19 protein-coding genes, 2 tRNA genes and 1 other RNA gene are annotated in these 25,184 nt (G+C 71.8%); 6 read left to right on the top strand and 16 right to left on the bottom strand.

The window, feature by feature from the left end; translation table 11 throughout:
• Positions 1-45 precede the first annotated feature (45 nt).
• The 3 genes from FS825_RS13600 (at position 46) to FS825_RS13590 (ending at position 1,906) form a co-directional block, all read left to right on the top strand.
• A tRNA-Pro gene (locus tag FS825_RS13600) sits at positions 46-119 on the top strand.
• Positions 120-263: 144 nt separating this feature from the next.
• Positions 264-1,289: a sensor histidine kinase gene (locus FS825_RS13595; protein WP_144713904.1), complete on the top strand. Its 1,026-nt coding sequence runs from the start codon at positions 264-266 to the stop codon at positions 1,287-1,289.
• The gene (locus tag FS825_RS13590) at positions 1,286-1,906 is read left to right on the top strand and encodes a response regulator transcription factor (RefSeq protein WP_144713902.1); all 621 of its coding nucleotides are present in this window, start codon (positions 1,286-1,288) and stop codon (positions 1,904-1,906) included. Before FS825_RS13595 ends, FS825_RS13590 begins: the two co-directional genes overlap by 4 nt.
• Before the next feature lie 13 nt (positions 1,907-1,919).
• Here the strand turns inward: FS825_RS13590 and FS825_RS13585 are convergent, their stop codons facing one another.
• The 12 genes from FS825_RS13585 to ffs all read right to left on the bottom strand — a co-directional run bounded on the left by FS825_RS13585 (position 1,920) and on the right by ffs (position 16,203).
• Complete coding sequence (locus tag FS825_RS13585; protein WP_144713900.1) at positions 1,920-2,963, bottom strand: LLM class flavin-dependent oxidoreductase; 1,044 nt, start codon at positions 2,961-2,963, stop codon at positions 1,920-1,922.
• Positions 2,964-3,241: 278 nt separating this feature from the next.
• Entirely contained in the window at positions 3,242-3,868 is a 627-nt protein-coding gene (locus FS825_RS13580) for a thymidine kinase (RefSeq protein WP_144713898.1), read from the bottom strand.
• Positions 3,868-4,569, bottom strand: a complete 702-nt coding sequence (locus FS825_RS13575; protein WP_260981184.1) for a response regulator transcription factor — start codon at positions 4,567-4,569, stop codon at positions 3,868-3,870. The genes FS825_RS13580 and FS825_RS13575 overlap by 1 nt, the downstream gene beginning before the upstream one ends.
• A complete protein-coding gene (locus tag FS825_RS13570) occupies positions 4,556-5,821 on the bottom strand; it encodes a hypothetical protein (protein ID WP_144713896.1) in 1,266 nt (421 codons plus the stop codon). The genes FS825_RS13575 and FS825_RS13570 overlap by 14 nt, the downstream gene beginning before the upstream one ends.
• On the bottom strand, positions 5,818-7,041 hold the full coding sequence (locus FS825_RS13565; RefSeq protein WP_144713894.1) for a sensor histidine kinase: 1,224 nt from the start codon (positions 7,039-7,041) through the stop codon (positions 5,818-5,820). The genes FS825_RS13570 and FS825_RS13565 overlap by 4 nt, the downstream gene beginning before the upstream one ends.
• 156 nt (positions 7,042-7,197) lie before the next feature.
• Positions 7,198-8,376, bottom strand: coding sequence for an Rv2578c family radical SAM protein (locus tag FS825_RS13560; RefSeq protein ID WP_144713892.1), 1,179 nt, complete (start codon positions 8,374-8,376; stop codon positions 7,198-7,200).
• Positions 8,377-8,420: 44 nt separating this feature from the next.
• Positions 8,421-9,908, bottom strand: coding sequence for a malate:quinone oxidoreductase (locus FS825_RS13555; RefSeq protein ID WP_144713890.1), 1,488 nt, complete (start codon positions 9,906-9,908; stop codon positions 8,421-8,423).
• Between the two features lie 100 nt (positions 9,909-10,008).
• Entirely contained in the window at positions 10,009-11,061 is a 1,053-nt protein-coding gene (locus FS825_RS13550; protein WP_144713889.1) for an aspartate-semialdehyde dehydrogenase, read from the bottom strand.
• Between the two features lie 33 nt (positions 11,062-11,094).
• Positions 11,095-12,360, bottom strand: a complete 1,266-nt coding sequence (locus FS825_RS13545; protein ID WP_144713887.1) for an aspartate kinase — start codon at positions 12,358-12,360, stop codon at positions 11,095-11,097.
• A 113-nt stretch (positions 12,361-12,473) separates the two neighbouring features.
• Positions 12,474-13,073 (bottom strand): recombination mediator RecR, encoded by a 600-nt coding sequence (gene recR, locus FS825_RS13540; protein ID WP_111084231.1) that lies wholly within the window; start codon positions 13,071-13,073, stop codon positions 12,474-12,476.
• Positions 13,073-16,000: a DNA polymerase III subunit gamma and tau gene (locus FS825_RS13535; protein WP_144713885.1), complete on the bottom strand. Its 2,928-nt coding sequence runs from the start codon at positions 15,998-16,000 to the stop codon at positions 13,073-13,075. The genes recR and FS825_RS13535 overlap by 1 nt, the downstream gene beginning before the upstream one ends.
• Positions 16,001-16,106: 106 nt before the next feature.
• An RNA gene (gene ffs, locus FS825_RS13530) (signal recognition particle sRNA small type) lies at positions 16,107-16,203 on the bottom strand.
• A gap of 37 nt (positions 16,204-16,240) precedes the next feature.
• Between ffs and FS825_RS13525 the strand changes: the two genes are divergently transcribed.
• Positions 16,241-16,915: an SDR family oxidoreductase gene (locus tag FS825_RS13525; RefSeq protein ID WP_144713883.1), complete on the top strand. Its 675-nt coding sequence runs from the start codon at positions 16,241-16,243 to the stop codon at positions 16,913-16,915.
• A 307-nt stretch (positions 16,916-17,222) separates the two neighbouring features.
• Here the strand turns inward: FS825_RS13525 and FS825_RS13520 are convergent, their stop codons facing one another.
• Positions 17,223-18,419 (bottom strand): acetate/propionate family kinase, encoded by a 1,197-nt coding sequence (locus FS825_RS13520; protein WP_144713881.1) that lies wholly within the window; start codon positions 18,417-18,419, stop codon positions 17,223-17,225.
• Between the two features lie 50 nt (positions 18,420-18,469).
• Positions 18,470-20,578, bottom strand: coding sequence for a phosphate acetyltransferase (gene pta, locus FS825_RS13515; protein WP_144713879.1), 2,109 nt, complete (start codon positions 20,576-20,578; stop codon positions 18,470-18,472).
• 120 nt (positions 20,579-20,698) lie between these two features.
• On the opposite strand from pta, the gene FS825_RS13510 reads away from it, so the two are divergent.
• Both FS825_RS13510 and FS825_RS13505 read left to right on the top strand, forming a co-directional pair.
• Positions 20,699-20,786: transfer RNA gene (locus FS825_RS13510), tRNA-Ser, on the top strand.
• 288 nt (positions 20,787-21,074) lie between these two features.
• A complete protein-coding gene (locus tag FS825_RS13505) occupies positions 21,075-21,716 on the top strand; it encodes a hypothetical protein (RefSeq protein ID WP_144713877.1) in 642 nt (213 codons plus the stop codon).
• Positions 21,717-21,753: 37 nt separating this feature from the next.
• On the opposite strand, the gene FS825_RS13500 is transcribed toward FS825_RS13505, so the two are convergent.
• Both FS825_RS13500 and FS825_RS13495 read right to left on the bottom strand, forming a co-directional pair.
• The gene (locus FS825_RS13500) at positions 21,754-23,679 is read right to left on the bottom strand and encodes a helicase HerA-like domain-containing protein (RefSeq protein WP_144713875.1); all 1,926 of its coding nucleotides are present in this window, start codon (positions 23,677-23,679) and stop codon (positions 21,754-21,756) included.
• A 128-nt stretch (positions 23,680-23,807) separates the two neighbouring features.
• Positions 23,808-25,064 (bottom strand): multidrug effflux MFS transporter, encoded by a 1,257-nt coding sequence (locus tag FS825_RS13495; protein WP_144713873.1) that lies wholly within the window; start codon positions 25,062-25,064, stop codon positions 23,808-23,810.
• Positions 25,065-25,184: the final 120 nt, after the last annotated feature.

The raw sequence follows: 25,184 nt of genomic DNA, 5'->3' as shown, positions 1-25,184 counted from the left end.
TCGGATAGACTTCTGGGGTTGCTCCGGAACGGAGTGACCACACCGCGGGGTGTGGCGCAGCTTGGTAGCGCGCCTCGTTCGGGACGAGGAGGTCGCAGGTTCAAATCCTGTCACCCCGACACTGTGTTGAGACAGTACGAAGCAGGCCCTGGTTCTCCGGAACCAGGGCCTGTTGCTTTCCCGGGCACGCGGACTGTGTCGCAGGGCACACGTCCACCCGACCGCTCCCGGCTCCCGCGCCGGCCGGATACGCTCGCACCGTCATGGAGAACGCCGACCCCCTCGCCACCGTCCTCGCGCAGATCGGCGTGCGGTTCCCCGAACTCGCCGACGACCCGGTGATGGCCAGGAGCCTGTACGAGAACGTCACGTCGATGATCGCCGAGGCGCACGAGCGGTACGCCGCGGGCGCCGAGTCGAGCGTCGTGAGCGACGCCTACCTCGACCCGGCGCACCTCGCGACCGGCGCGCTGCACGCCGAACACGCACAGCACCCGGCCGGAGCCATGCTCGCCGCCGAGGTCCTGTTCGACGCCTACCTTCCGGTCTTCGCCGACGACGTGGGCGCCACGACCCGGGGCGACCTGCTCCGCGCGACCCGAGCGCTGCACGCCGGCATCTGGAGCCGTTTCCCCGCGGGAGCGATCGCGTACACGGAAGCGCTCCGGCAGCGCGTCACGACGGCGCACATGGACTCCCGGACGCAGATCGCACGGGACCTCCACGACCGCGTGGCGCACGGCATCCTCGCCGGCCTGCAGCGCATCGACCTCACGCTGCTGACCGATCCCCCGGCACCCGCCCGGACGGCACAGCTCGAGGACGCCGCACGACTCCTCCGGGGCGCCCTCGGCGAGGTGCAGGACCTCGCCGTGTCCCTGCACGCGCGGGTCGGCGACGACCACCTCGACGCCGCGCTCGTCCGACACGCGAAGGACCTGTTCCCGGCCGAGAGCACGATCCGGATCACCTCCGCCGGGACGCCCCGAGCGCTCACGAACTGGAAGGCCGAGGAAGCCCTGACGATCGTGCTCGAAGCGCTGACGAACTGGCGGAAGCACGCGTCCGGTTCGTCGGCCGCCGTCCGGTTCGACTGGGGTGACGACGCGGTCACGGTGACCGTCTCCGACGACGGACCGGGCTTCGACACCGGCTCCGCGGTCGACGGGCGGCTCGGTCAGCTCACCATGCGGGAGCGCGCGGGCCTCATCGGCGCGGAGCTCGCCGTCGAGAGCGCTCCGGGTGCGGGGACCACGGTGCGCCTCACCATCCCGGTGGGGGCTCCGTGAGCGGGATCACCCACGTCGCGATCGTCGACGACCACCGGCTCTTCCGCGAGGGGCTCGCGACCATCCTCGCGTCGGTCCCGACCATCCGGGTCATCGCGCACGGCGAACGGCCGTCGGAGGTCCTCGACTCCCCGGAGTCCGCCGCGATCGACGTCCTCCTGCTCGACGTCGAGCTGGACGGGCCGCCGGCACGCACGACCATCGCGACCGTCCGACGCACCCGACCGGGCATCGCCGTCGTCGTGCTGACCATGCACCGGGACGCCGTCCTCCGCCGTGCCCTGCTCGACGCGGGCGCCGTCGACTTCGTCACGAAGGACACGCCGAGCCGCGAGCTCGTCGACCGCATCGTGCGGGCCGCGAGCGCCGACGCGGCACCCGTCACGTTCCCGGTCGACCTCGTCACCGAGGCACAGGCCGGCTCCCCGCTGAGCGACCGCGAGCTCGAGGTCCTGCGGCTCGTCGCTGCCGCCCGGTCGAACGCCGAGATCGCCGCGGACCTCGGCCTCGCGGTCGGCACCGTGAAGCGCCACGTCTACAACGTGTTCCGGAAGCTCGACGTCGGGTCCCGTGTGGGCGCGATCGCCGCGGCGACCCGGCTCGGCCTGCTGGCCTGAACGACGGCCCGGCTCAGACCCCCGCTGCCGCCCCCGCGGCCACGAGCCGCCCCTCGGCGTGCAGTGCCGCGACCACGTCGAGCGCCTGGTGCCGGTACCGTGCCTGCGCGGCACCGGGTGCCACGATCACGCCGTCCGCCCCGGTCGATGCCACGAGCGCGTTGATCTTCGCCGCGACCTCGTCCGCCGTCCCGTACGCCTGCCGCTCGGTGCGCGCCGCGATGAACCGCCGCTCGAGATCGGAGAACTCGTAGGCCCGGGCCTCCTCCATCGACACCGGCTCGGGCTTCGCGCCCTGCCGCATCCGGATGAACGAGATCATGCCCGGAGCGCTCTGCTCGTCCACGATCGCGGGGTCCTCGTCGGTGACGACCTGCACGCCGATGAGCGCGTTCGGCGTCTGCCGGAAGCGCGAGGGGCGGAACGAGTCGCGGTAGAGCGCGAGCGCCGCCTCGGTGTTGTCCGACGCGAAGTGGTGCGCGAAGGCGAACGACACGCCGAGCGCCCCGGCGACCTGCGCGCTGTAGCCGGAGGAACCGAGCAGCCAGAACTCCGGCACGTCCCCGTACCCGGGCACGGCCTGGATGCGCGCCAGCGGGTTCTCCGGGTCCATGCCGGTGAAGAACCCGATGAGGTCGGCGAGCCGGTCCGGGAAGTCGTCCACGTCGAGCCGGTCGGTGCGTCGGAGTGCCATCGCGGTCGCTCCGTCGGTCCCCGGCGCACGCCCGAGGCCGAGGTCGACACGGTCGCCGTAGAGCGCTCGGAGCGTCCCGAACTGCTCCGCGACGACGAGCGGCGCGTGGTTCGGCAGCATCACGCCGCCGGATCCGATCCGGATGGTGGAGGTCGCGGCCCCCACGGCGCTCAGCAGCACCGCCGGCGCGGAGGAGGTGATGCCCGGCATGCCGTGGTGCTCGGCGACCCAGAAGCGCTCGTACCCGAGTTTCTCGGCGTGCACCGCCATGTCGATGGAGCCCTGGAGGGCCTCGGTGTTGGACTGCCCGTACTCGCGGGTCGCCAGGTCGAGGACGGACAGGTGCACGGATGCGTCGCTCATGTGGGGACCAACGCGAGCCGGCCGGCGGACATTCCGCACCACGGGACTGACTGGAGGCGCGGTGCGGGCCCGCACCGCGCCTCCCGACAGTCCCGTGGTCACGTCCCGCGCGCGCCCACCCACCGGCCGCGCACCCACCGGGCAGGACACGCCGCAGGCCGCCCGCCGAGCGGGCAGGACCTGCCGGCCGGAGGCGCCGAGCGTGACGGAAATCGCCCGCTCGGGAGGTTCCCCGCTCGGGAGGCGGGGGCGGGGGCGGGGGCGGGGCCTCGGCGGCGTCAGTCGCCGTCGAGGCGGCCGCCGGACTCCGTCAGGTAGCAGTTCGCGCAGAGCGACTCGTACGTGACGTCGGCACCGTCGATCGCGACCTGCGATCCGTCGAACACGAACCGGCCGTCGACCTTGCGGGCGTTGAAGACCGCCTTCCGACCGCACCGGCAGATGGTCTTGAGCTCTTCGAGCGAGTGCGCCACCTCGAGCAGCCGAGCGCTGCCGGGGAACGCCTCGGTACGGAAGTCGGTGCGGATGCCGTAGGTGATCACCGGGACCTCGTCGAGGACGGCGATGCGCAACAGGTCGTCGACCTGGCGCGGTGTGAGGAACTGCGCCTCGTCGACCAGGACGCAGCTCACCGGGCGGACCATGCCGTCGAGGCGGCCCGACTCGGGGTCGGTCGCACCGGCGGCACGGACCGCGGCACGGACGTCGGCGTCGGGCGCGAACACGATGTCCACGGTCCGGGTGACGCCGAGACGGGACACGATCTCGCGGTCGCCCTTGGTGTCGACCGACGGCTTCGCGAGCAGGACCCGGTGGCCGCGCTCCTCGTAGTTGTAGGCGGCCTGCAGCAGCCCCGTGCTCTTGCCGCTGTTCATCGCGCCGTAGCGGAAGTAGAGCTTCGCCACTACGCGAGGAACCCGTCCTCGGCGGCGCGACGGATGAGGTCCGACTTCTTCGAGGCGGGACGGCCGACCTTGCTGTACTTCTCGCGGACGCGGCGCAGGTAGGTCTTCGCGGTCTCGTACTGCACGTTCATCTGGGCCGCGACCTCGTTCGTCGAGTACCCGGACACGTACAGGCGGAGCGCTTCTTCCTCGCCGTGGCTGAGCTTCGGGCGCTGGTGCGCGTTCGCCCCGGTCGGGAGCGGTCGCCAGTCGCGCTGCGGTGGGGTCTCACGCGAGACGCCCATGATCTCGCGGGCGACGTCCATGACCTCACGCATGGGGAGCGACTTCGACAGGAACGCGGCGGCGCCGGCGGCGAGCGCACGGTCACGCGACTCGCGGCTGTCGACGCTCGAGAGGACGATGACCTTCGCGCCGGCGGCACGGCAGGTGCGGACGCGGGCTTCGATCGAGACGGGTTCCTTGAGCTGGAAGTCGAGGAACACCAGGTCCGTCGGGAAGTTCTCGCTGTGCACCATCTCGAGCCAGGTGTGGGCCGTGAGCGCCAGGTCGAAGTCGAAGGCGTTCACCGCGATCCAGCTCGACAGGCTGTCCAGCAGGACTTCGTGGTCGTCGAGGATCGCCAGCCGCACGCGTCGTGTCCCAGGGTTCGGGAGGGCAGGTGCCCCGTCCGTGATCCGGCTCGGGTCAGTGCTGGTCATACGAGAACCTTAGTGCGAGGGCGGACGGTCGGACGGCGACGTCGAGATCGGGGAACGTCACGCGGAGGACGGCGAAGTACGGATCGAAGGTGCGGTGGATCCCGACGTCGGAGTCGGCGACGACGAGGTCGATCGCGACGGCGACTCGAGGGGCGCCGGCGGCGGGGTTCGCGGCGAAGGTCGCTGCGGGGATCGCTGCGGGGGTCGCTGCGTCTGCGTGCGCTGGTCCGCCGACCGCGGCGCTCGTCGCGGCGTCGTCGCGGCGCCGGATCGTCGCGCGGAACCCGGCGGGGTCGACGGTCGGTGCGCGGAGGGCGGCGCGGACGAACGTCCGGACCACCGTCCGCTGGTCGGCGTCGAGCGTGGCGATGAGCCCGTCCGGGTCGTCGACCACCGCCCCAGGGCCGCCCTCGGACGCGACGGCGTGCTCGAACCACGTGCGGTCGGCGTCCGCGACCATCGAGCGCCGGATGCCGTCCGCGATGGCGCGCGCGCGGGCGCGGTCGGCGTCGGTGATGACCTCCCGGGTGCGGAGCTCCGCGAGGAACGGCGCCACGTCGCGCGCGAGGATCGTCGAGCGGTCCTGCTGCACGCTCGCGGCGATGCCGTCCCGCTCGGCGCGTTCCACGGAGTACGAGCCCGCCCGGATCTGCACGCGTTCGGCGAGTCCGGCGAAGGTCGCCGCGAACACCGCCGACGCAGCGGTCAGCACGAGCGTCGGAGCGGCCGCGAGGAACGTCGCCACACCGAGCGGCACGTGGTGGGGGAACGCCGCGGCGGCCGCACCCCAGGAACCGCCCGCGATGACGGCCAGCACGACGCCGCCCACCGTCAGGTCGGTCCACGGTCGGTAGGGCGCGACCATGACGATCCCGGTGGCGGTGAGCAAGGACATGAAGTCGTTCAGCGCACTGCGGTCGGGGCCCCACTGGGCGGCGACGCTCGTCACCGTGGCCACCGCGAGCAGCGCCACGTGCACCACGAAGGCCCAGCGCGGGAACGGCGCACGGAAGGGACTCGACGCGACGACCACGACGCCGCCGGACGCGGCGACGAGCAGCACCGTGAGCGCGCTGAGGGTCGGCGAACCGACGACGTCCCGGTCGAAGACGGACACGAGCAGGGCCCAGACGACCCCGCTCGCCCCGAGGACGATCGCGAGGGGCCGGGAGCCCATCGCGCCGAGCGGGTCGTACTGCTGGGCCGTGCGCGACGCCCCGACCCGCCGTCGCGCAGTGCCGCGGTCCGTCACCGGTTCGCTCCCGACGTGTCCGTCGCGACGGGGGTCGTCCCGGTGACCGCGCCGTACGGCACGGACATCATCACGCTCGTGCCCGAGCCCGGCGACGACCAGACCTGGACGTCACCGCCGACCCGGCCGATCCGGTCCCGCACGGACCCGCGCAGGCCCATCCGGTCCGGGCTCGTCTCGGTCTCGTCGAACCCGCGGCCGTCGTCGACGACCATCACGGTGCACGAGGTGCCGTCGTCGAAGACGCTGACCTCGGCGGAGTCCGTCCCGGCGTGCTTCTGCACGTTCGCCAGGCACTGACCCACAGCGCGCAGGATCGCCGTCATCGCCGGCTGGTCGAGCCGGGTGAGCGCGCCGGGGTCACCGGTCACGACGACGTCGAGACCGCCGGCACGGTGGTCGGCGACCATGCGTTCGAAGGCGTGCACGGCGGCACCGGGATCGGGACGGGCGGGTTGCTCCGCCGCCGCCAGCCACTGCCTGCCGGTGAGCATCGCGACGTCCGCCTCGACCGTCCGGGCGAGCTGGGGGTCCATCGGACCGTCCGGCGCGAGGGCAATCGCACCGAGGTGGTTCAGCACCGTGTCGTGCAGGATCGCCGCTGCCTCGGCTTCGACCCCGGCGCGGTAGGCGGAGACGTGCTCCTCACGCGCGGACCGGAGCAGCTCGGGCTGCACCCGCTCGGAGCGGGCGGTGTTGCGGCTGGTGAACAGGACCAGGGCGATGACGAACCCGAGCGTCACCCACGCCAGCGCGAGGGGGTGCGAGGGGCCGCCTTCCTGGGCGATGGCGAGCGACGTCGCGGCCCGTCCGACCAGGAACCCGGCGATCGACCACAGCGCCACCCGTCCGGCCACGGCACCGGCACCACCGACGAGGACCAGCGGGATGACCGCCAGGGACAGGAGGTAGGACGCGACCCATCCGGCCGGGACCTCGCGCTGCACGACGACGGCGAACCACCACGAACACACGCCGCCGACCACCAGGAACGCCACGGCCGAGCGCCACGTGCCGAACTGCACGTGCACGGCGATCATGCCGAGCATCGGGACGAGCGCGAGCACGGCGCCGACGACGCGGATGTCCGGCTCGGCGAGCCGGTACAGCAGCAGGGCGACCGCCGCCGCCGCCAAGGAGCCGATCGCGGCCGCGTGGAAGGCCCGCACGGTCGACCACGCGTTCACCCGCGGAGCGAGATGCGTGGGGATGCCGAGCACGAGGGAGAGTCCTTCCGGACGCGAGGGAACGCCGCCCACGATCCAACCACCATCGGCGCGATCGTGTACCCCGATCCTCGGAGCCATCGGCGACTCGCCCGATGATACCGGCAGCGCGACGGAGCCGGTGTCCCCCGAACGCGTCCCGGCAGGTTCTCAGAAGAGTGTCGGCAGACCCGATGCCGGCCGCGCGGTCGGGCGTCGGTCGAACCCGGGGTCCGCGCGCTTCAGCGGCGAGACGACCGGTCGGGACTGCTCGTCGAGGTCGTTCGCGACCAGCGGGCCGGTCGACACCCCCGTCGTCCCGGCCGCCGCGTGCGCACCGGCCACCGCGACCGTGCGGTTCGAGAACCCCATCGACCCCGTCGCGGGATCCACCCGCCCGAGGCCCATCCCGTGGGCCCGGAGGATCGGCCGCACCCGTTCGGCGAGCCATCGCCGGTAGTCGGCGGGGGCGTACGTGTTGTCGAGGTACATCGACCGGTACCGCTGCACGAGCTCGGGTCGCGTGCGCTCGAGCCACGCGAACCACCACGGCTTCACCCCGGGCCGGAGGTGGAGGGCCGAGTACATGACACTCGACGCCCCGGCCTCGGCCGCACGACCGATCGCGTCGTCGAGGTGCGCCCGGGTGTCCGTGATGTACGGCAGCACGGGCATGAGGAACACCGAGCACTCGAGTCCGGCGTCCCGGATGGCCCGCACGGTCGCGAGGCGCGCTGTGGTCGTCGGCGTCCCCGGTTCCACCTGCTGCTGCAGCTCGTCGTCGTACACCGCGATCGACATCGCCAGGTCGACCGGCACGGATCGCGAGGCTTCGACCAGGAGGGGGAGGTCACGCCGCAGCAGCGTGCCCTTCGTGAGGATGCTGAACGGCGTGCGCGACTCGGCCAGGGCCCGGATCACCCCGGGCATCAGGCGGTACCGCCCCTCGGCCCGCTGGTAGGGGTCGGTGTTCGTCCCGAGGGCGACCGGGTGCCCGTCCCACGACGGCTTGGCGAGCTCACGACGCAGGACGTCCGCCACGTTCGTCTTGACGACGATCTGCTGGTCGAAGTCCGCGCCGCCGTCGAACTCCAGGTAGGTGTGGGTCGGACGGGCGAAGCAGTAGACGCAGGCGTGACTGCACCCGCGGTACGGGTTGATCGTCCACCCGTAGGTCCCGCTGCCGTCGGCGGAGGGCACCCGGTTGAGCGCGCTCTTGGCCAGGACCTCGTGGAAGGTCACACCCGCGAACTCCGGCGTCGTCACGCTCCGGACGAACCCGCTGTTCGATTCGAGCCCGGGGAGCGCGTCACTCCGCGTGGCGTCGATCGCCTGCCCACTCCATCGCATGCCGCCATTCGAACACATGTTCGAACGCGCCGCAAGCGACGCCGTCAGTGGTGGAGGCCGAGCACCTTCGCCGTGCGCTCGAGGGTCTCGTCGGCCAGGGCCGCGTCGTTCCCGAGGTCCTGCCCGTAGGTCGGCACCATCACCCGGACGGCCGACTCCCAGCGGTCCCAGCGGTCCGGGAAGCACGTCTTGAGCAGGCCGAACATGATCGGCACCGCAGTGGACGCCCCTGGGCTCGCGCCGAGCAGGCCCGCGATCGAGCCGTCGGCGGCGGTGATCACTTCGGTCCCGAACTGCAGCACGCCACCCTTGGCCTTGTCCGGCTTGATGACCTGCACCCGCTGCCCGGCCGTGATGCGGTGCCAGTTCTCCGGCTCGGCGCTCGGCATGAAGTCCCGCAGCGCGTCGAACTTCGTCTGCTTCGACGCGAGCAGCTGCCCGATCAGGTAGCGGACGAGGTCGAAGTTCGAGAACGCGACGCTCAGCATCGGACGGAGGTTGTGCGGCCGGATCGACTTGAAGAGGTCCAGCAGCGAGCCCTGCTTGAGGAACTTCGGGCTGAACCCGGCGTACGGCCCGAACATGAGCGAGGCGTTGCCGTCGACGATGCGGGTGTCGAGGTGCGGGACGGACATCGGCGGCGCGCCGACACTCGCCTTGCCGTAGACCTTCGCCGCGTGCTTCTGCACGACCTCGGGGTCGTCGGTGCGGAGGAACTCCCCCGACACCGGGAAGCCGCCGTAGCCACGGATCTCCGGGATGCCGGACTTCTGCAGCAGGTGCAGGGCGCCGCCGCCGGCCCCGACGAAGACGAACTTCGCCGCGATGCGCTGCGTCGAGCGACCGATCTCGTTGCGGACGTCGAGCACCCAGCCGTCACTGACCTTCGACCGGCTGAGCTTGGTCACCTGGTGCGACGGTTCGAACTCGACACCGTCGATCTCGAGCTCGTCGAACAGCTGCCGGGTGAGCGAGCCGAAGTCGACGTCGGAACCGGCCGCCGAGTAGGTCGCAGCGATCGGCTGGTCCTTCTTGCGACCGGGGATGAGCGCGGGAGCCCACTGCCGGATCTGCTGCGGGTCGTCGGAGAACTCGAGGCCGGCGAACAGCGGGTGGTCCTTCATCGCCTCGTACCGCTTGCGCATGTACTCGACGTTGTCCGCACCCCACACGAACGAGATGTGCGGGGTCGGGTTGATGAAGTTCGACGGGTCGGGCAGCGCGCCCGTCTCGACGAGGTGCGCCCAGAACTGGCGGGAGACCTGGAACTGCTCGTTGACGGTCACGGCCTTCGCGATGTCGACGCGACCGTCCGGCAGCTCGGGCGTGTAGTTCAGCTCACAGAGCGCGGAGTGTCCGGTCCCGGCGTTGTTCCACGGGTTCGAGGACTCCTGCGCGACGGTGCCGAGACGCTCGTACACACGGATCTTCCACGTGGGTTCGAGCCGGTGGATGATCGCGCCGAGGGTGGCGCTCATGATCCCTCCCCCGACCAGGACGACGTCGATGGGGTCCACCTGCTTCACTGCCACCAGACGATCCTAGCGGCGTCCCCTGACAAGCCGGGCCGGGACGGACTGGAGGCGCGGTGCCAGCTGGCACCGCGCCTCCCGTCCGATGTGTGGTCGCGGTCTAGACCGCGACCGTGCGTCGGGCGAGGATCGCCTCGGCGATCTGCACCGCGTTGAGCGCGGCGCCCTTGCGGAGGTTGTCGTTGCTGACGAACAGCGCCAGGCCGTGCCCCTCGGGAGCCGACTGGTCGGCGCGGATGCGACCCACGAAGGACGGGTCCTTGCCGGCGGCCTGCAGCGGCGTCGGGACCTCGGCGAGCTCGACGCCCGGTGCGTCGGCGAGGATCTCGGTGGCGCGCTCGGGCGACAGTGCCCGGTCGAACTCGGCGTTCACCGAGATCGAGTGCCCGGTGAACACCGGGACCCGGACGCAGGTGCCCGCGACGAGGAGGTCGGGGAGCTCGAGGATCTTGCGGCTCTCGTTCCGGAGCTTCTTCTCTTCGTCGGTCTCACCGAGGCCGTCGTCGACGATGCTGCCGGCGAGGGGGATCACGTCGAACGCGATCGGACGGACGTACTTGACCGGCTCCGGGAACGTCACCGCGGACCCGTCGTGGGTGAGCGCGGCGGTGTCCTGGCCGAGCGCGGCCTTCGCCTGGCCGAGCAGTTCCTCGACGCCGGCGAGGCCCGACCCCGAGACCGCCTGGTAGGTGGTCGCGACGAGGCGACGGAGACCGGCTTCGGTGTCGAGGACCTTGAGCACCGGCATGATCGCCATCGTCGTGCAGTTCGGGTTCGCGATGATGCCCTTCGGGGCGTCGTCGATCGCGTGCGGGTTGACCTCGCTCACGACGAGCGGCACGTCCGGGTCCATGCGCCACGCACTGGAGTTGTCGACGACCAGCGCCCCGGCGGCGGCGAACTTCGGCGCGAGGGCGCGGGACGCGGTGGCCCCGGCCGAGAACAGCGCGATGTCGATGCCGGACGGGTCGGCGAGCTCGGAGTCCTCGACGACGATCTCCTCGCCGCGGAACGGCAGGGTCGTGCCCGCGGACCGGGCGCTCGCGAAGAACCGGACCCGGTCGGCCGGGAACGCCCGCTCTTCGAGGAGGCGACGCATGACCGCGCCGACCTGGCCGGTGGCGCCGACGACGGCGACGGTGAGGGTGCTCATGTGGTGCTCCTGGATCTGTCTCGGACGCGGTGGTCAGCGACCGGTGCCGGCGTAGACGACGGCTTCGGAGTCGGCGTCGAGGCCGAACGCGCTGTGCACGACGCGCATCGCCTCGTTGAGGGTGTCGGCACGGGTGACGACCGAGATGCGGATCTCCGAGGTGGAGATCATCTCGATGTTGATCGACGCCTCGTGCAGGGCACGGAAGAGCGCGGCGGAGACGCCGGCGTTGGTGCGCATGCCGGCACCGACGAGCGCGAGCTTGCCGATCTGGTCGTCGTACTGGATTCCGACGTAGCCGATCTCGGCCTTCGCGACCTCGAGCGCGGTGAGGACACCCTGCCCCTGGTCCTTCGGGAGCGTGAACGAGATGTCGGTGCGACCCGTCACGGCTTCGGACACGTTCTGCACGATCATGTCGATGTTCGCGCCGGCGCGGGCGACGATCGTGAAGATCTCCGCCGCCTTGCCGGGGGTGTCGGGCACGCCGACGACGGTGATCTTGCCCTCGGAGAGGTCTCCGGCGATGCCGGTGATGATCGGTTCTTCCACGGTTTCCCCCTCTGCAGGGTTGTAGACGATGGTTCCCTCGGCGTTGCTGAAGGAGGAGCGGACGTGCAGGGTGACGCCGTGCCGACGGGCGTACTCGACGGCGCGGATGTAGAGCACCTTCGCACCGGAGGCTGCGAGTTCCAACATCTCCTCGCTGGTGATGCGGTCGACCTTCCTGGCCTTCGGCACCACGCGCGGGTCGGCGGTGAAGATGCCGTCGACGTCGGTGTAGATCTCGCAGATGTCGGCGTCGAGTGCGGCGGCGAGGGCGACCGCGGTGGTGTCGGAGCCGCCACGGCCGAGCGTGGTGATCTCCCCGGTGGTGCGGTTGAAGCCCTGGAACCCGGCGACGATCGCGACGTGCCCGGCGTCGAGTGCTTCGCGCACGCGCTTCGGGGTGACGTCGACGATGCGGGCCTTGCCGTGCTGGGCGTCGGTGAGCATGCCGGCCTGGCTGCCCGTGTACGAGGACGCTTCGACCCCGAGGCTCTTGATCGCCATCGCGAGGAGCGCCATCGAGATGCGCTCGCCCGCGGTGAGGAGCATGTCGAGTTCACGGCCGGCGGGGATCGGCGTCACGGAGTGGGCGAGATCGACGAGCTCGTCGGTGGTGTCGCCCATCGCCGAGACCGCCACGACGACGTCGTTCCCGGCCTTCTTCGTCTGGACGATCCGTTTCGCCACGCGCTTGATGCTCTCGGCGTCCGCGACGGACGATCCACCGAACTTCTGCACGATCAGGGCCACTGGCTGGTACTCCCGGGGAGGTCGTTTCCGCGAGGTGACGCGGTTCGACAATGGTAGTCGGTGTTTCTCGGATGTTGCGTCGGAGCGGGTGCAGACGCAAGGATCCTGCGTGCTCAGCCGCCGACGACCCGGCGGCCCTCGAAGGCTCGTCCGAGGGTGACCTCGTCCGCGTACTCCAGGTCGCCGCCGACCGGCAGACCGGATGCGAGACGGGTCGTCCGGATGCCCATCGGCACCAGGAGACGGCTGAGGTACGTCGCCGTGGCCTCACCCTCGAGGTTGGGGTCGGTCGCGATGATGACCTCTTCCACGGTGCCGTCCGCCAGCCGGGTCATGAGCTGCTGGATGCGGAGGTCGTCCGGGCCGATGCCGTCGATCGGGCTGATCGCGCCGCCGAGCACGTGGTAGAGCCCGCGGAACTCCCGCGTCCGTTCGATCGCCGCGACGTCCTTGGCTTCTTCCACGACGCAGATCGTGGCCGGCGACCGACGGGGGTCACGGCAGATGCTGCACTGCACGTTCTCGGTCACGTTGCCGCAGATCTCGCAGAAGCGGACCCGCTCCTTCACGTCGGCGAGGAGCTCAGACAGTCGGGACGGGTCGAACGACTCGGTCTGGAGGATGTGGAACGCGATGCGCTGCGCCGACTTCGGTCCGATGCCGGGAAGACGACCGAACTCGTCGATGAGGTCCTGCACGATGCCGTCGTACATCAGGCGCCTTCCTCGTGGAGGGAGGTCTCCTCGATGAACTGGGCGTTCAGGATCTCACGGACGACGGCCTCGCCGTAGCGGCCGGCGACGGGCGTCCGACGGACCTGCGGGGCGGTCTGCTGCCGCGGGGCCGGGGTCTGATCGGGTGCGGCTGGGCGCTGTGGGGCTGCCGTCGACTGCTGCGGTACCGCCGGCTGCTGCGGTGCCGCCGGCTGTGGGGCTGCCGTCGGCTGCTGGGCCGCCGGGGGCGTGTCCGGGTACGGAGCGCCGTCGTCGTACGGGTCGTCGTCGAGCGGGTAGTCGTCGACCGGGACGTCCGTGCGGGCCGGGCTGGTCGAGGCGCTTGCGGCGTTCGAGCTGGCCGGGCCGGTCGAGCTGGCAGGGCCGGTCGCGCTGCCCGGGCCGGTCGGGCCGGCCGGGCCGTTCGGGTCCTCCGTCGCCGGAGGGGCCGTGCGGGTCGTCGACACTGCCTGCGTGCTGGTCCCGAGGGAGGACGCTGGGCGCAGCTGTGCCGCGAGGGCCGCGTCCGCCGCGGGGTCGGACACCGTCCGGACCGGAGCGACGGGTTCGCCGGTGTCCGTGGTGCCGAACGGCGCGGACCACGAGCGCTCGCCCTGGTCGGAGGCTGCGCCGGCTGTCGGGTCGGTCGCCGGGATCGCGGCGACGGCCCACTGGGTGACGGGTACGGCGGGAGCCGTCGGCGCAGTCGGCGCTGTCGGGGCGGACTCGCTGATCGGTGCCGGCGCATCAGCCGGGGCTGCCGGGGCGGACTCGCCGCCAGCGGCCCGCGCCGCGGCGGGAGTCGCGGGAGCGGAGGGCTGCTCGTCGGAACCGCCCGCCGGCTGCGTCGCCCCCGAGGACCGTTCGGGCGCGCGAGCCGCAGCTGCGGGACCGCTCGGCGACGCACTCCCCCCGTCGGCGCCCGGCTGCGCTCCGCCGGGCTGCTGCGGTGCGCTCGGCTGCGGGGGACGCTGCTGCCCCGGCCCACCCGGACCACGAGCGACGAACTTCACGCGGAGCCCGAGCACGTCGACGATCGCCGCACGCAGCAGCTCGCTGACGCTGGCGTTCGGATCGGACTGCTCCTTGAACGAGGCCACGTCCTGCTGGCTCGGGAAGGTCAGCGTGAGGACGTCCTCACGCAGCGCCGTCACCTGCGCCGTCACGACCACGGACCAGGCGGACCGCTTCTGGTGCTGGACGTGCTCGACGATCTGCGGCCAGGCGTCGCGGAGCTGCTGGAACCCGACGGCACCGATCGGCCGCACAGCCGGTTCGTCACCGGCGACGGTGCCCTGCCCGGTCGAGGACGCGTTCGCCGCACCCGCAGCGGGCGCCGGCGCACCGGACGAGGTCGATCCGGGCGACGGCGCTTCGGGCGCGCTCGGGACGGCGGCGGCCCACGATGCAGCGGCGTCGCGCGCCGTGGCTCCCGGGTCCACCGACGGCGCCGTGGACGCGGAGTCTCCGTCGTCTGCACGGTCGGGCGAGGACTCCGGGCGGGTGCCCGTGGCCGGAGCCGCCGCAGAAGTGGATGGAGCAGGAGCGGACGCGGCAGGAGCAGCAGGCGCGGCGGAAGCAGCAGCAGGCGCGGCGGGAGCAGCCGCCGGCGCGGACGCAGCAGCAGCAGGCGCGGCGGGAGTAGCCGCCGACGGGGCCGCAGCGGGAACGCGCGCCGGAGCAGGTGCGGCCACCGGAGCAGACGCCACCCCCGACCCGGCCGCCGGGAGGGTCTCCGGTCCGGCCTGGTGGCCCCCGGCGTCGCCGACCCCGATGCGTCGTTCGAGTCGTTCCACCCGGGCGAGGGCACCGCGCTGGGTGTCGTCCGCTTCGGGGACGAGCATCCGAGCGGTCATGAGCTCGAGGTGCAGCCGCGGAGACGTCGCCCCGGTCATCTCGGTCAGTGCGCGGTTCGCGATGTCGGCGGCGCGGGACAGCCCGGTGGCACCGAACACCCCGGCCTGGCGGGTCATGGTGTCGAGCTCTTCCGGCGAGACACCCCGGAGGACGGCCGCCGCGCTCTCGTTCGTCGCCGCGACGACGATGAGGTCGCGGAGGCGCTCGAGCAGGTCTTCCACGAAGCGCCGCGGGTCCTGCCCGGTCTGCACCACGCGGTCGATCGCCGCGAAGGCCGACGCCGGGTCGGCCACGGCCAGCGCGTCGACCACGTCGTCGAGCAGTGCCGCGTCGGTGTACCCGAGCAGGGCGACGGCGCGTTCGTAGGCGATCGCACCGTCTTCGCTCCCGGCCATGAGCTGGTCGAGCAGCGAGAGGGTGTCGCGCACGGAACCGCCGCCGGCACGGACGACGAGCGGCAGCACGCCGGGAGCCACCGAGACGGATTCCTGCGCGCAGAGCTGCTCGATGTACTCGAGCATCGACGCCGGCGGGACGAGCCGGAACGGGTAGTGGTGGGTGCGCGACCGGATGGTGCCGATGACCTTCTCGGGTTCGGTCGTCGCGAAGATGAACTTGACGTGCTCCGGCGGCTCTTCGACGAGCTTGAGCAGGGCGTTGAAGCCCTGCGGCGTCACCATGTGAGCTTCGTCGAGGATGAAGATCTTGTACCGGTCGCGCGCGGGGGCGAACACGGCGCGGTCACGGAGGTCTCGTGCGTCGTCGACGCCGTTGTGGCTGGCGGCGTCGATCTCGATCACGTCGAGCGACCCGCTGCCACCGCGGGCGAGTTCGACACAGCTCGGGCAGACGCCGCACGGGGTGTCGGTCGGCCCTTCCGCGCAGTTCAGGCAGCGCGCCAGGATGCGCGCGGAGGTCGTCTTGCCGCAGCCACGCGGGCCGCTGAACAGGTACGCGTGGTTCACCCGGTTCGTGCGGAGGGCGGTCCGGAGCGGATCGGTGACCTGCGACTGGCCGATCAGCTCGGCGAAGTTCTCGGGCCGGTAACGGCGATACAGAGCGGTGACCACGCCCCAAGGGTAACCGGCACGACCGACACCCCGCGGCCGGGACGGACCACCTGTGGGAAGTGCGGTGCGCCGACGGGGCCGCGCCGCGCCTCCAGTCCGGGGACCACGAAAAGACTCCTCACGCACCCGCCAGAGCCCGGTTACCCTTGCTGCGTTTCCGCCCTGGGGGAGTTGGCCTGGATGGCGTCACGTGAGGAGCCGCCGAGAAGTCTACCGGACACGACGGGCAGAATCGGACACATGAAGATCGCCATCGCCGGAGGACACGGCCAGATCGCCCTGCTCCTGGCCCGCCTCGTCACCGACGCCGGCCACGACGCCGTCGCCATCGTCCGCAACCCCGCGCACGTCGCCGACGTCGAGCAGCAGGGTGCCACGGCGATCGTCGCGGACCTCGAACAGTTGGACGACGACGACCTCGCGCTGCGGCTGCGCGGGGTCGACGCGGTCGTCTTCGCAGCCGGGGCCGGCCCGAACAGCGGCGCGGAGCGGAAGCTCACGGTCGACCGGGACGGCGCGATCCTGCTCGCCGACGCGGCCGAACGCGCGGGCATCCGCCGGTACGTGATGATCTCGGCGCTGGCGGCGGACACCTACGACGCCGAGCGTGCGGTCGTGCCCGCGCGGAGCGAAGGCGACGTGTTCCAGGTGTACCTCCGTGCGAAGGCGGAGGCGGACGCGAACCTCCGCGCCCGGAGCCTCCGCTGGACGATCGTTCGACCCGGCGGCTTGCTCGACACGCCGCCGCAGGGCACGGTCGACGTCGGCCGGACGGTGCCACGCGGGTCGATCCCTCGGGCGGACGTGGCGGCGGTGGTGCTGCACGCGCTCGTCGACGACGCGGCGGTGGGCGTGCAGTTCGAGGTCACGAGCGGCGACACTCCGATCCCGGCGGCGCTCGCGGCGCTCAGCTGACGCGGGCGGCCGCGCGCGCGGCTTGCCGGCGCCCCCGCATCGAACCACGGAACCGACGTGGAACCGACCGCCGAACACGGTTCGACGTCGGATACGCAGTTCGACCCAGCGCGGCCCGCCGCGCCTCGCGCGGCCGCCCACGCCGGCGCCGGGGCGCGGCCGCGCCGCGCGGTCGCGCCCCGCGCATCGGCGTCGAACCACGGAAGCGACATGGAACCGACCGCCGAACACGGTTCGACGTCGGATACGTGGTTCGACCCAGCGCGGCCCGCCGCGCGCCGCGCGCAGCGCCGCGCCGCGCCGCGCGCTACAACGCGACCGCCGCCGACTGCCGCGCGATCTCGAGCTCCTCGTTCGTCGGGATCACCAGCACCGCGACACGGGACGCATCCGTGGAGATGAGCCGCGCCTCCTTCGAAGCCAGCTCGTTCCGATCAGGATCGACCTCGATTCCGAGGTGCTCGAGCCCGGCGAGCACACGCCGCCGCAGCAACGCGTTGTTCTCCCCCACTCCGGCGGTGAACACGACCGCGTCGAGCCCGCCGAGCTGCGCAGTGTACGCCCCGACGTACCGCCGGATCCGGTGCCGGTACACGGCGAGCGCCGCCTCGGCCGTCTCGTCCCCGCGCGACGCGGCGTCCTGCACGTCCCGCATGTCGCCGTTGCCCGTCAGCCCGAGCAGCCCGGACTCCTTGTTGAGCATCGTGTCGAGCTCGTCGAAGGACAGCCCGGCTTCACGGTGGAGGTGGATGAGCACGGCGGGGTCGAGGTCACCGGAGCGGGTGCCCATCACGAGCCCTTCGAGCGGCGTCAGGCCCATCGAGGTCTCGATCGAACGGCCGCCGTCGATCGCCGCGGCGGACGCACCGTTGCCGAGGTGCAGGACGATCGTCTTGAGCTCGCGGAGGGGTCGGCCGAGGAACTCCGCGGCCTGCTCGGACACGTACTTGTGACTCGTGCCGTGCATGCCGTACCGGCGGATCCGGTACTCGGCGGCGAGGTCGGCCGGGATCGCGTAGGTGTAGGCGTGCGGGGGCATCGTCTGGTGGAAGGCGGTGTCGAACACGGCGACCTGCGGCACGTCCGTGAACACCTTCTTCGCCGCACGGATGCCGGCGAGGTTGGCGGGGTTGTGCAGCGGCGCGAGACTGTTGAGCTCCTCGATCTGCCGTTCGACCTCGTCGGTGACGATGGTCGCGCTGTCGAACGTCGTCCCGCCGTGCACGACCCGGTGCCCGACGACCGCCGGCGGGTGTTCGTCGAACGACGGTCCGACCTTCCGGAACGCGTCGATCATCGCCTGGAACCCGGCGGCGTGGTCCGGGACCTCGGCCGAGTCGTTCGACGACGACTCCCCCGTCAGGGCGTTCGTGTGCTTCCACGCGCCCGTCGACTCCCCGATCCGCTCGACCAGCCCGGATGCGAGCGTGCGCTCCCCTTCGAGCTCGATGAGCTGGTACTTGAACGAACTCGATCCGGAGTTCACGACGAGGGCTGCGGTCACGAGGATGTCGCTTTCTGTGGGGGCCTGGAGGCGCGGTGCGGGTCGGTCGGTCAGGCCGCGTCGGACGCGGTGCCGGCCTGGATCGCGGTGATCGCGACGGTGTTCACGATGTCGCCGACGAGCGCTCCGCGCGAGAGGTCGTTGATCGGCTTGCGCAGCCCCTGCAGGACCGGACCGATCGCGACCGCGCCGGCCGAGCGCTGCACGGCCTTGTAGGTGTTGTTGCCCGTGTTGAGGTCCGGGAAGATGAACACCGTCGCGCGCCCGGCGACGGGCGAGTCCGGCATCTTCGTGCTCGCGACCGTCGGGTCGGCGGCGGCGTCGTACTGGATCGGCCCTTCGACGAGGAGGTCCGGGCGGCGCTCGCGGACGAACGCGGTACCGGCGCGCACCTTGTCGACGTCCGCCCCGGTTCCGCTGTCGCCCGTGGAGTAGCTCAGCATCGCCACGCGCGGGTCGATGCCGAACTGGGTCGCGGTCTCGGCCGACGAGATCGCGATGTCGGCGAGTTGCTCGCTCGTCGGGTCCGGGATCACCGCGCAGTCGCCGTACACGAGCACCCGGTCGGCCAGCGCCATGAGGAAGACGCTCGAGACGATCGAGGTGTCCGGCCGGGTCTTGATGATCTCGAAGGACGGTCGGATGGTGTGCGCGGTGGTGTGCTTCGCGCCGGACACCATGCCGTCGGCGAGGCCGAGCTGCACCATCATCGTGCCGAAGTACGACACGTCGGTCACGGTGTCCCGGGCGAGCTCGATGCTCATGCCCTTGTGCGCCCGGAGCGCCGTGTACTCGGTCGCGAAGCGCTCGCGGAGTTCGGGGTCGAAGGGGCTGAGGAGTTGCGCGGCGTCGAGGTCGAGTCCGAGCTCGGTGGCGCGGGGGCGGATCGCGGCGGGGTCGCCGAGGATCGTCAGTTCGCACACCTGCCGCTGCAGCAGGGTCGACGCTGCTCGGAGCACCCGGTCGTCGTCCCCTTCGGGCAGGACGATGCGCTTGCCGTACCCGCGCGCCCGGTCGAGCAGCCCGTGCTCGAACATGAGGGGCGTGACGACCCCGGACGGCGTGAGCTGCAACCGGTCCCGCAGGGCGTCGGCGTCGACGTGTTGCTCGAAGAGCGCGAGTGCGAGGTCGGCCTTGCGCGGGGAGTCCGCCGCGAGCCGGCCCCGGGTCTGGGTGATGCGGAGTGCGGTGTCGTAGGTACCGAGGTCGTTCTGCGCGATCGGCAGCGAGCTCGACAGCCCCTCGAGCAGCCGCGAGATCTGCGGTGCGGTCTCGAACCCGCCGTTGAGGATCACGCCGGCGAGGCTCGGGAACGTCTCGGACTGGTTCGCGAGCAGCGTTGCGATGAGCACGTCGCTCCGGTCGCCGGGGACGACGACGATCCCGCCCTCGATGAGGCGCGGCAGGACGTTCTCCATGCTCATGCCGGCGACGACCGTGCCCAGGGCTTCGCGGTCGAGCAGTGCCTCGTCCCCGCGGACGAGCGTCGCCCCGGTCGCCGCGAGCAGGGCCCGCACGGTCGGTGCGACGAGCACGCGGTCTTCGGGGATGGCCCACACCGGGAGGTCCGGGTGGTCGTCGCTGACCGCCCGCTGGACACTCGCCACGACCGCGTCGAGGGCTTCCGGGTCGGCGCGGTTGACGATGATGCCGAAGAGCTGCGCGTGCGCCGCGCGGAGTTCGCTCGTCGTCACGTCGGCGACCTGTGCCATGTCGTCGGGGGTGCGGGCACCGTGCTCCGCGGCGTCGCGGCCGCCGAGCACGAGGAGGACCGGCGCACCGAGGTTGGCGGCGACCTTCGCGTTGAAGGACAGCTCGGTGGGGCTGCCGACGTCGGTGTAGTCGGACCCGAGGACGACGACCGCGTCGCACTGCCGCTCGACCTGGGCGAACCGCGTGATGATCGAGGCGAGAGCCGCATCCGGGTCGGCGTGGACGTCGTCGTAGGTCACGCCCACGGCGTCGTCGTAGGGGATGCCGACCGCGGTGTGCTGGAGCAGGAGTTCGAGCACGTAGTCGGGTTCGTCGACCGAGCGGGCGACCGGGCGGAAGACGCCGACCCGTCCGACGGAGCGCGCGAGTGTCTCGAGGACACCGAGGGCGACGGTGCTCTTGCCCGTGTGTCCTTCTGCTGACGTGATGTAGATGCGGGTCGACACGCGTCCAGGGTAGCCGCGCGCTTGTCGTGACAACTGGGAGCGGACGGGGCTGTGGACGCACGTGGTCATCCACACCCGCGAAGACCTGTACCATTGGTTCGTCGTCGCGAGACGGCACCAGGAGAATTCGCCTAGTGGCCTATGGCGCACGCTTGGAAAGCGTGTTGGGTGCAAGCCCTCGGGGGTTCGAATCCCCCATTCTCCGCCACCTCGAAGCCCCCGGGACCCTTCCGTTCCGGGGGCTTCGGTCGTTCCCGCGGCCCCCGTCCGACGGGCAGTCCCCCACCAGGCGGACCCGTGTGCACCCCGTTCCCCCAGCACTTGCCGCAAAATGACGCCCGGGGGTGGAACGGGCTGTTCCCGATACCCGTCAGTCGCCTAGACTCGCCGGACGACGACCCCGGGACGGGTCGGCACGGTGCACGGAGCGGCAGGGGCGTCGCTCCCCGGGTGGGCGTTCAGTGCTGCCCGGGCATCCGAGGGACGAGGAGTCCACGTGGGGGACCTGATGGCGCAGGCGGCCGCTCGCCCGCGCACCACAGCGTTCGACGTGGTCCTGCGACCACGGCGGTCGCTCGTGCGCTCGACCATCCTCAGCGTGGTGTTCTCCGCTGTCCCGCTCGCCGTCGCCCTCGTCTGGGTCTCGCTCCCCCTGCGCCTCTGGACGTTCGTCGCCACCGTGGTCATCGCGCTCGCGGTCGTCGTCGGCATCGTGTTCGTCCGCCTCGGCACCGCCTTCATCGGCATCGACCCGACCGGTGTGACCGTCCGCGGGGTCCTCACTCCGCACCGACGCGTGGCGCGCGACCGCGTGCACAGCCTGGTGCTCGCGACCACGTACGGCAGCGCGGTCGAACGGACGACACGTGAGCTGGTGGCGTTCGACGCCGCAGGCTCGCACCTGTTCCGCCTGCGCGCCGACACGTGGGGCGACAGCGGCATCGACCGCGTGGTCGAGGCCCTCGGCGTGCAGGTCAGCGACGAGACCCGGCCGATGTCACTCCGCGAGTTCGTGCGGCGCTACCCGGCGAGCCGGTCCTGGTACGAGCAGCGCGCGTCCTACGTCCTGGTCGGGGTGTTCGCGGTCCTCGCGGTCGCCGGCCTGCTGGTCATCGAGACCGCCGGCCTGATCGGCTGACCCCGGCGCCACCCGGCCAGCCTCACCCGACGCCCGGTCACCGCCGTCGACGCAGGGTCGAGAAGATCCCCTGCACGACCTCCTTGGCGATCGTCCGGCCGAGCCCCGAACCGAGCAGGTCCGCCAACGGGTCCTCGGCCTTCCGCGAGGTCGAGGTCCGCGTCGTGGTCCGCGTCGAGCTCCGTCCGGACCGTCGCGCCTCCGCGGCCCGTTCGGCACGCTCGAACTCGCGCTGGGCCCGCTCGTACTCCTTCTGCGCCGCGGCCTGCTCCCGCGCCTCCTGCTTCCCCTTCGCTGCGGCAGCCTTCTCGGCGGCCGCCGAGGCCGCGGCCGAAGCGGCGGAGGCCGCCGCCGAGGCCGCCTCCGCGGCAGCGGACTCCATCCGCCGAGCGAGCATCTCGTAGGCGGAATCGGGGTCGAGCCGCGTGCCGTAGGTGGCGAGGAGCGGGGACGACTGCACCCGCGCCTCCAGGTCCGGGGTCGGCATCGGGTCCATCGATCCTTGCGGGGCGCACAGTCGGGTCCACGCGACCGGGGTCGGCGCACCCTTCTCGTTCATCACCGTGACGATCGCTTCCCCGGTGGCGAGCGAGGTGAGCACCTCGGCCAGGTCGTAGTCGCTCGTCGGGTACGTCGACACCGTCGCCCGGAGTGCCTTCGCGTCGTCGGGCGTGTGGGCGCGGAGCTGGTGCTGCACGCGGGAGCCGAGCTGCGCGAGGACGTCGTTCGGGACGTCCTTCGGCGTCTGCGTGACGAAGAAGATCCCGACGCCCTTCGAGCGGATCAACCGGACCGTGCGGACGATCTGGTCCGTGAAGTCCTTCGAGGCGCCGCTGAACAGCAGGTGCGCCTCGTCGAAGAAGAACACGAGCTTTGGCTTGTCCTGGTCGCCGACCTCGGGCAGCTCGTTGAAGAGGTCCGCGAGGAGCCACATCAGGAACGTCGAGAAGACCTCCGGCTGGTCCTGCACGCCCGGCACCTCGAGCAGGCTGACGATCCCCCGCCCGTCGGCGGCCGTCCGGAGGAAGAGCTGCGTGTCGATCTCGGGTTCGCCGAAGAACCGGTCCGCGCCCTTGTCGGCGAACGTCACGAGCTCGCGGAGGATCACGCCCGCGGTCTGCTTCGACAGTCCGCCGAGCTCCGCCAACTCGGCCTTGCCGGCGTCGCTCACCAGGAACGTGAGGACGCTCCGGAGGTCTGACAGGTCGACCAACGGCAGCCCGGCGCGTTCGGCGTAGTGGAAGACCAGGCCGAGCGAGGACTCCTGGGTGTCGTTCAGCCCGAGGACCTTCGACAGCAGCAGCGGACCGAAGCCCGACACCGCGGCGCGGATCGGCACGCCGGTCCCCTGCCCGCCGAGCGAGTAGAACTCGGTCTGGCTCGCGACGCCCTGCCACGACTGGCCGATCCCGGCGGTGCGCGCGAGCAGCTTGTCGTTCGCCTGACCCGCGACCGCCATGCCGGAGAGGTCGCCCTTGATGTCGGCGGCGAACACGGGAACGCCCTTCGCGGCGATCTGCTCGGCGAGGACCTGGAGCGTCCGCGTCTTGCCGGTCCCGGTCGCCCCCGCGACGAGGCCGTGCCGGTTGAGCATCGCGAGCGGGATCCGGACCTGCACGTCGGGCAGCGCCTCCCCGTTCACCAGGGCGCCGAGTTCGACGGCGCCGCCGTCCACCTGGTAGCCGTCGCGGACGGCCGCGATCGCCGCCTCGCCCAGCGGACCGGCCGCGGGCGCCGCGGGCTCGGCGTCGGGCGCGAGTGGCGCCTCCAGACCGGTGGGTGCCGGGGACCCGACGACCGCCGGTTCCGCGTCGGCCGCGAGGCTCGGGGCCGACGCCGCTTCGAGTGCCGCGGCGAGCTCCTCGGCGCGCGCGGCTGCCTCGTCCGCGAGGCGTCGCGCCTCGTCCGCCGCCGCCCTCGCTGCGGCCGCTGCTGCCCGGGCCTGCTCCACCGCGTCGCTCATGGGCACAGCATATGGACGCGCGACTCTCCTCGTCCGGGCGGTCCCCGACCCGTGACGACAACCCGATGTCGTACGACATCGGGTATGTCGATCCAGAGCGGACGAGCCGCCCCGGCCCCGGCCCCGCGTCAGTGCGTCAGCGCCGGCACCGTCCGCGGCCGCACGACCGCCCACAGCAGCACGATCGCCGTCACCGACGTGCACGCCATCACCGCGGCCATCGGCGTCGCCGTCGTGATCCCGATCAGCCCGACGACCGGCGAGATGATCCCCGCGACACCGAAGTTGAGGGCGCCGAGGAGCGAGGCGGCGGTGCCGGCCTCCTTGCCGTGCGCCGCGAGGCCGATCACCTGCACGAGCGGGAACGAGAACCCGCACGCGGCGATGAAGAACCACAGCGGCACGAGGACCCCGACGAGCCCGGCGCCGAGCTGGTCGAGCACGATGATCGCCACCGACGCCAGGAACAGCGTCGCGGTGGAGCAGGCGAGGATCCACTGCGGTCCGACGCGCTGCGCCAACCGGGCGGAGACCTGCACGCCGATCACGACGCCGACGGAGTTCACCGCGAAGAGCAGGCCGTACTGCTGGGCGTCCAGGCCGTACAACCCCTGGAACAGGAACGGCGACGAACTGAGGTAGGAGAACAACCCGCTGAAGACCATCGCCCCGATGAGCGCGACCCCCACGAAGATGCGGTCCGAGAACAACGCCCGGTACCGCTGCCCGATCGTCGAGTGACCGGCCTCGTGCCGACGCGCCGGCGGGAGCGTCTCGACGATGAGCAGGATCGACGCGATGACGACCGCGGCGCCGTAGCAGGCGAGGAACACGAAGACCCCGCGCCAGCTGACGAACCGGAGCATCTGCGACCCGATGAGCGGGGCGAGGATCGGCGCGAGGCCGTTCACCATCGCCAGCCGGGACAGCATCCGCACGAGCGGCTTCCCGCCGAACAGGTCGCGGACGGTGGCCATCGCGACGACGCCGCCGGCCGAGGCACCCATGCCCTGCAGCACGCGGAAGACGGCGAGGAGCTCGACGTCCGGCGCGAGCGCGGCCCCGATCGACGCGCCCACGTGCACGCTCGTCGCGATGATGAGCGGCAGACGGCGCCCCACCTTGTCGCTCCACGGTCCGACGAGGAGCTGCCCGGCGGCGAACCCGAGGGTCGTGGCGGTGAGGGTGAGCTGCACCGCACCGTCGGTGATGCCGAAGTCAGTCTTGAGCGACGGGAACGCCGGCAGGTAGAGGTCGATCGTGAACGGCCCGAGCGCGGTGAGGGCGCCGAGGACGAAGACGTAGACGAGTCGCTGCCTGCGGGAGAGCGAGTCCCCCGGGTGCAGGACGACCCGGAGCGAACCGGTGGTGGCGGGCGCGGTCACGAGCAGGGATCCTTCGACGGTGAGGGGGTGTGAGGAGGTGATCGCGGCGTCGATCGAATCGATTCGTCCGCGGAACCATCCTACGGGGACGCTGAGCACTCCCGATGTCGTTGCCGTGGA

The organism is Curtobacterium pusillum (assembly GCF_007680845.1).
GTDB classification, from domain to species: Bacteria; Actinomycetota; Actinomycetes; order Actinomycetales; family Microbacteriaceae; genus Curtobacterium; species Curtobacterium pusillum_B.
The sequence above is the reverse complement of the archived record's forward strand: the minus strand, read 5'-3'. Positions and strand labels throughout refer to the sequence as shown.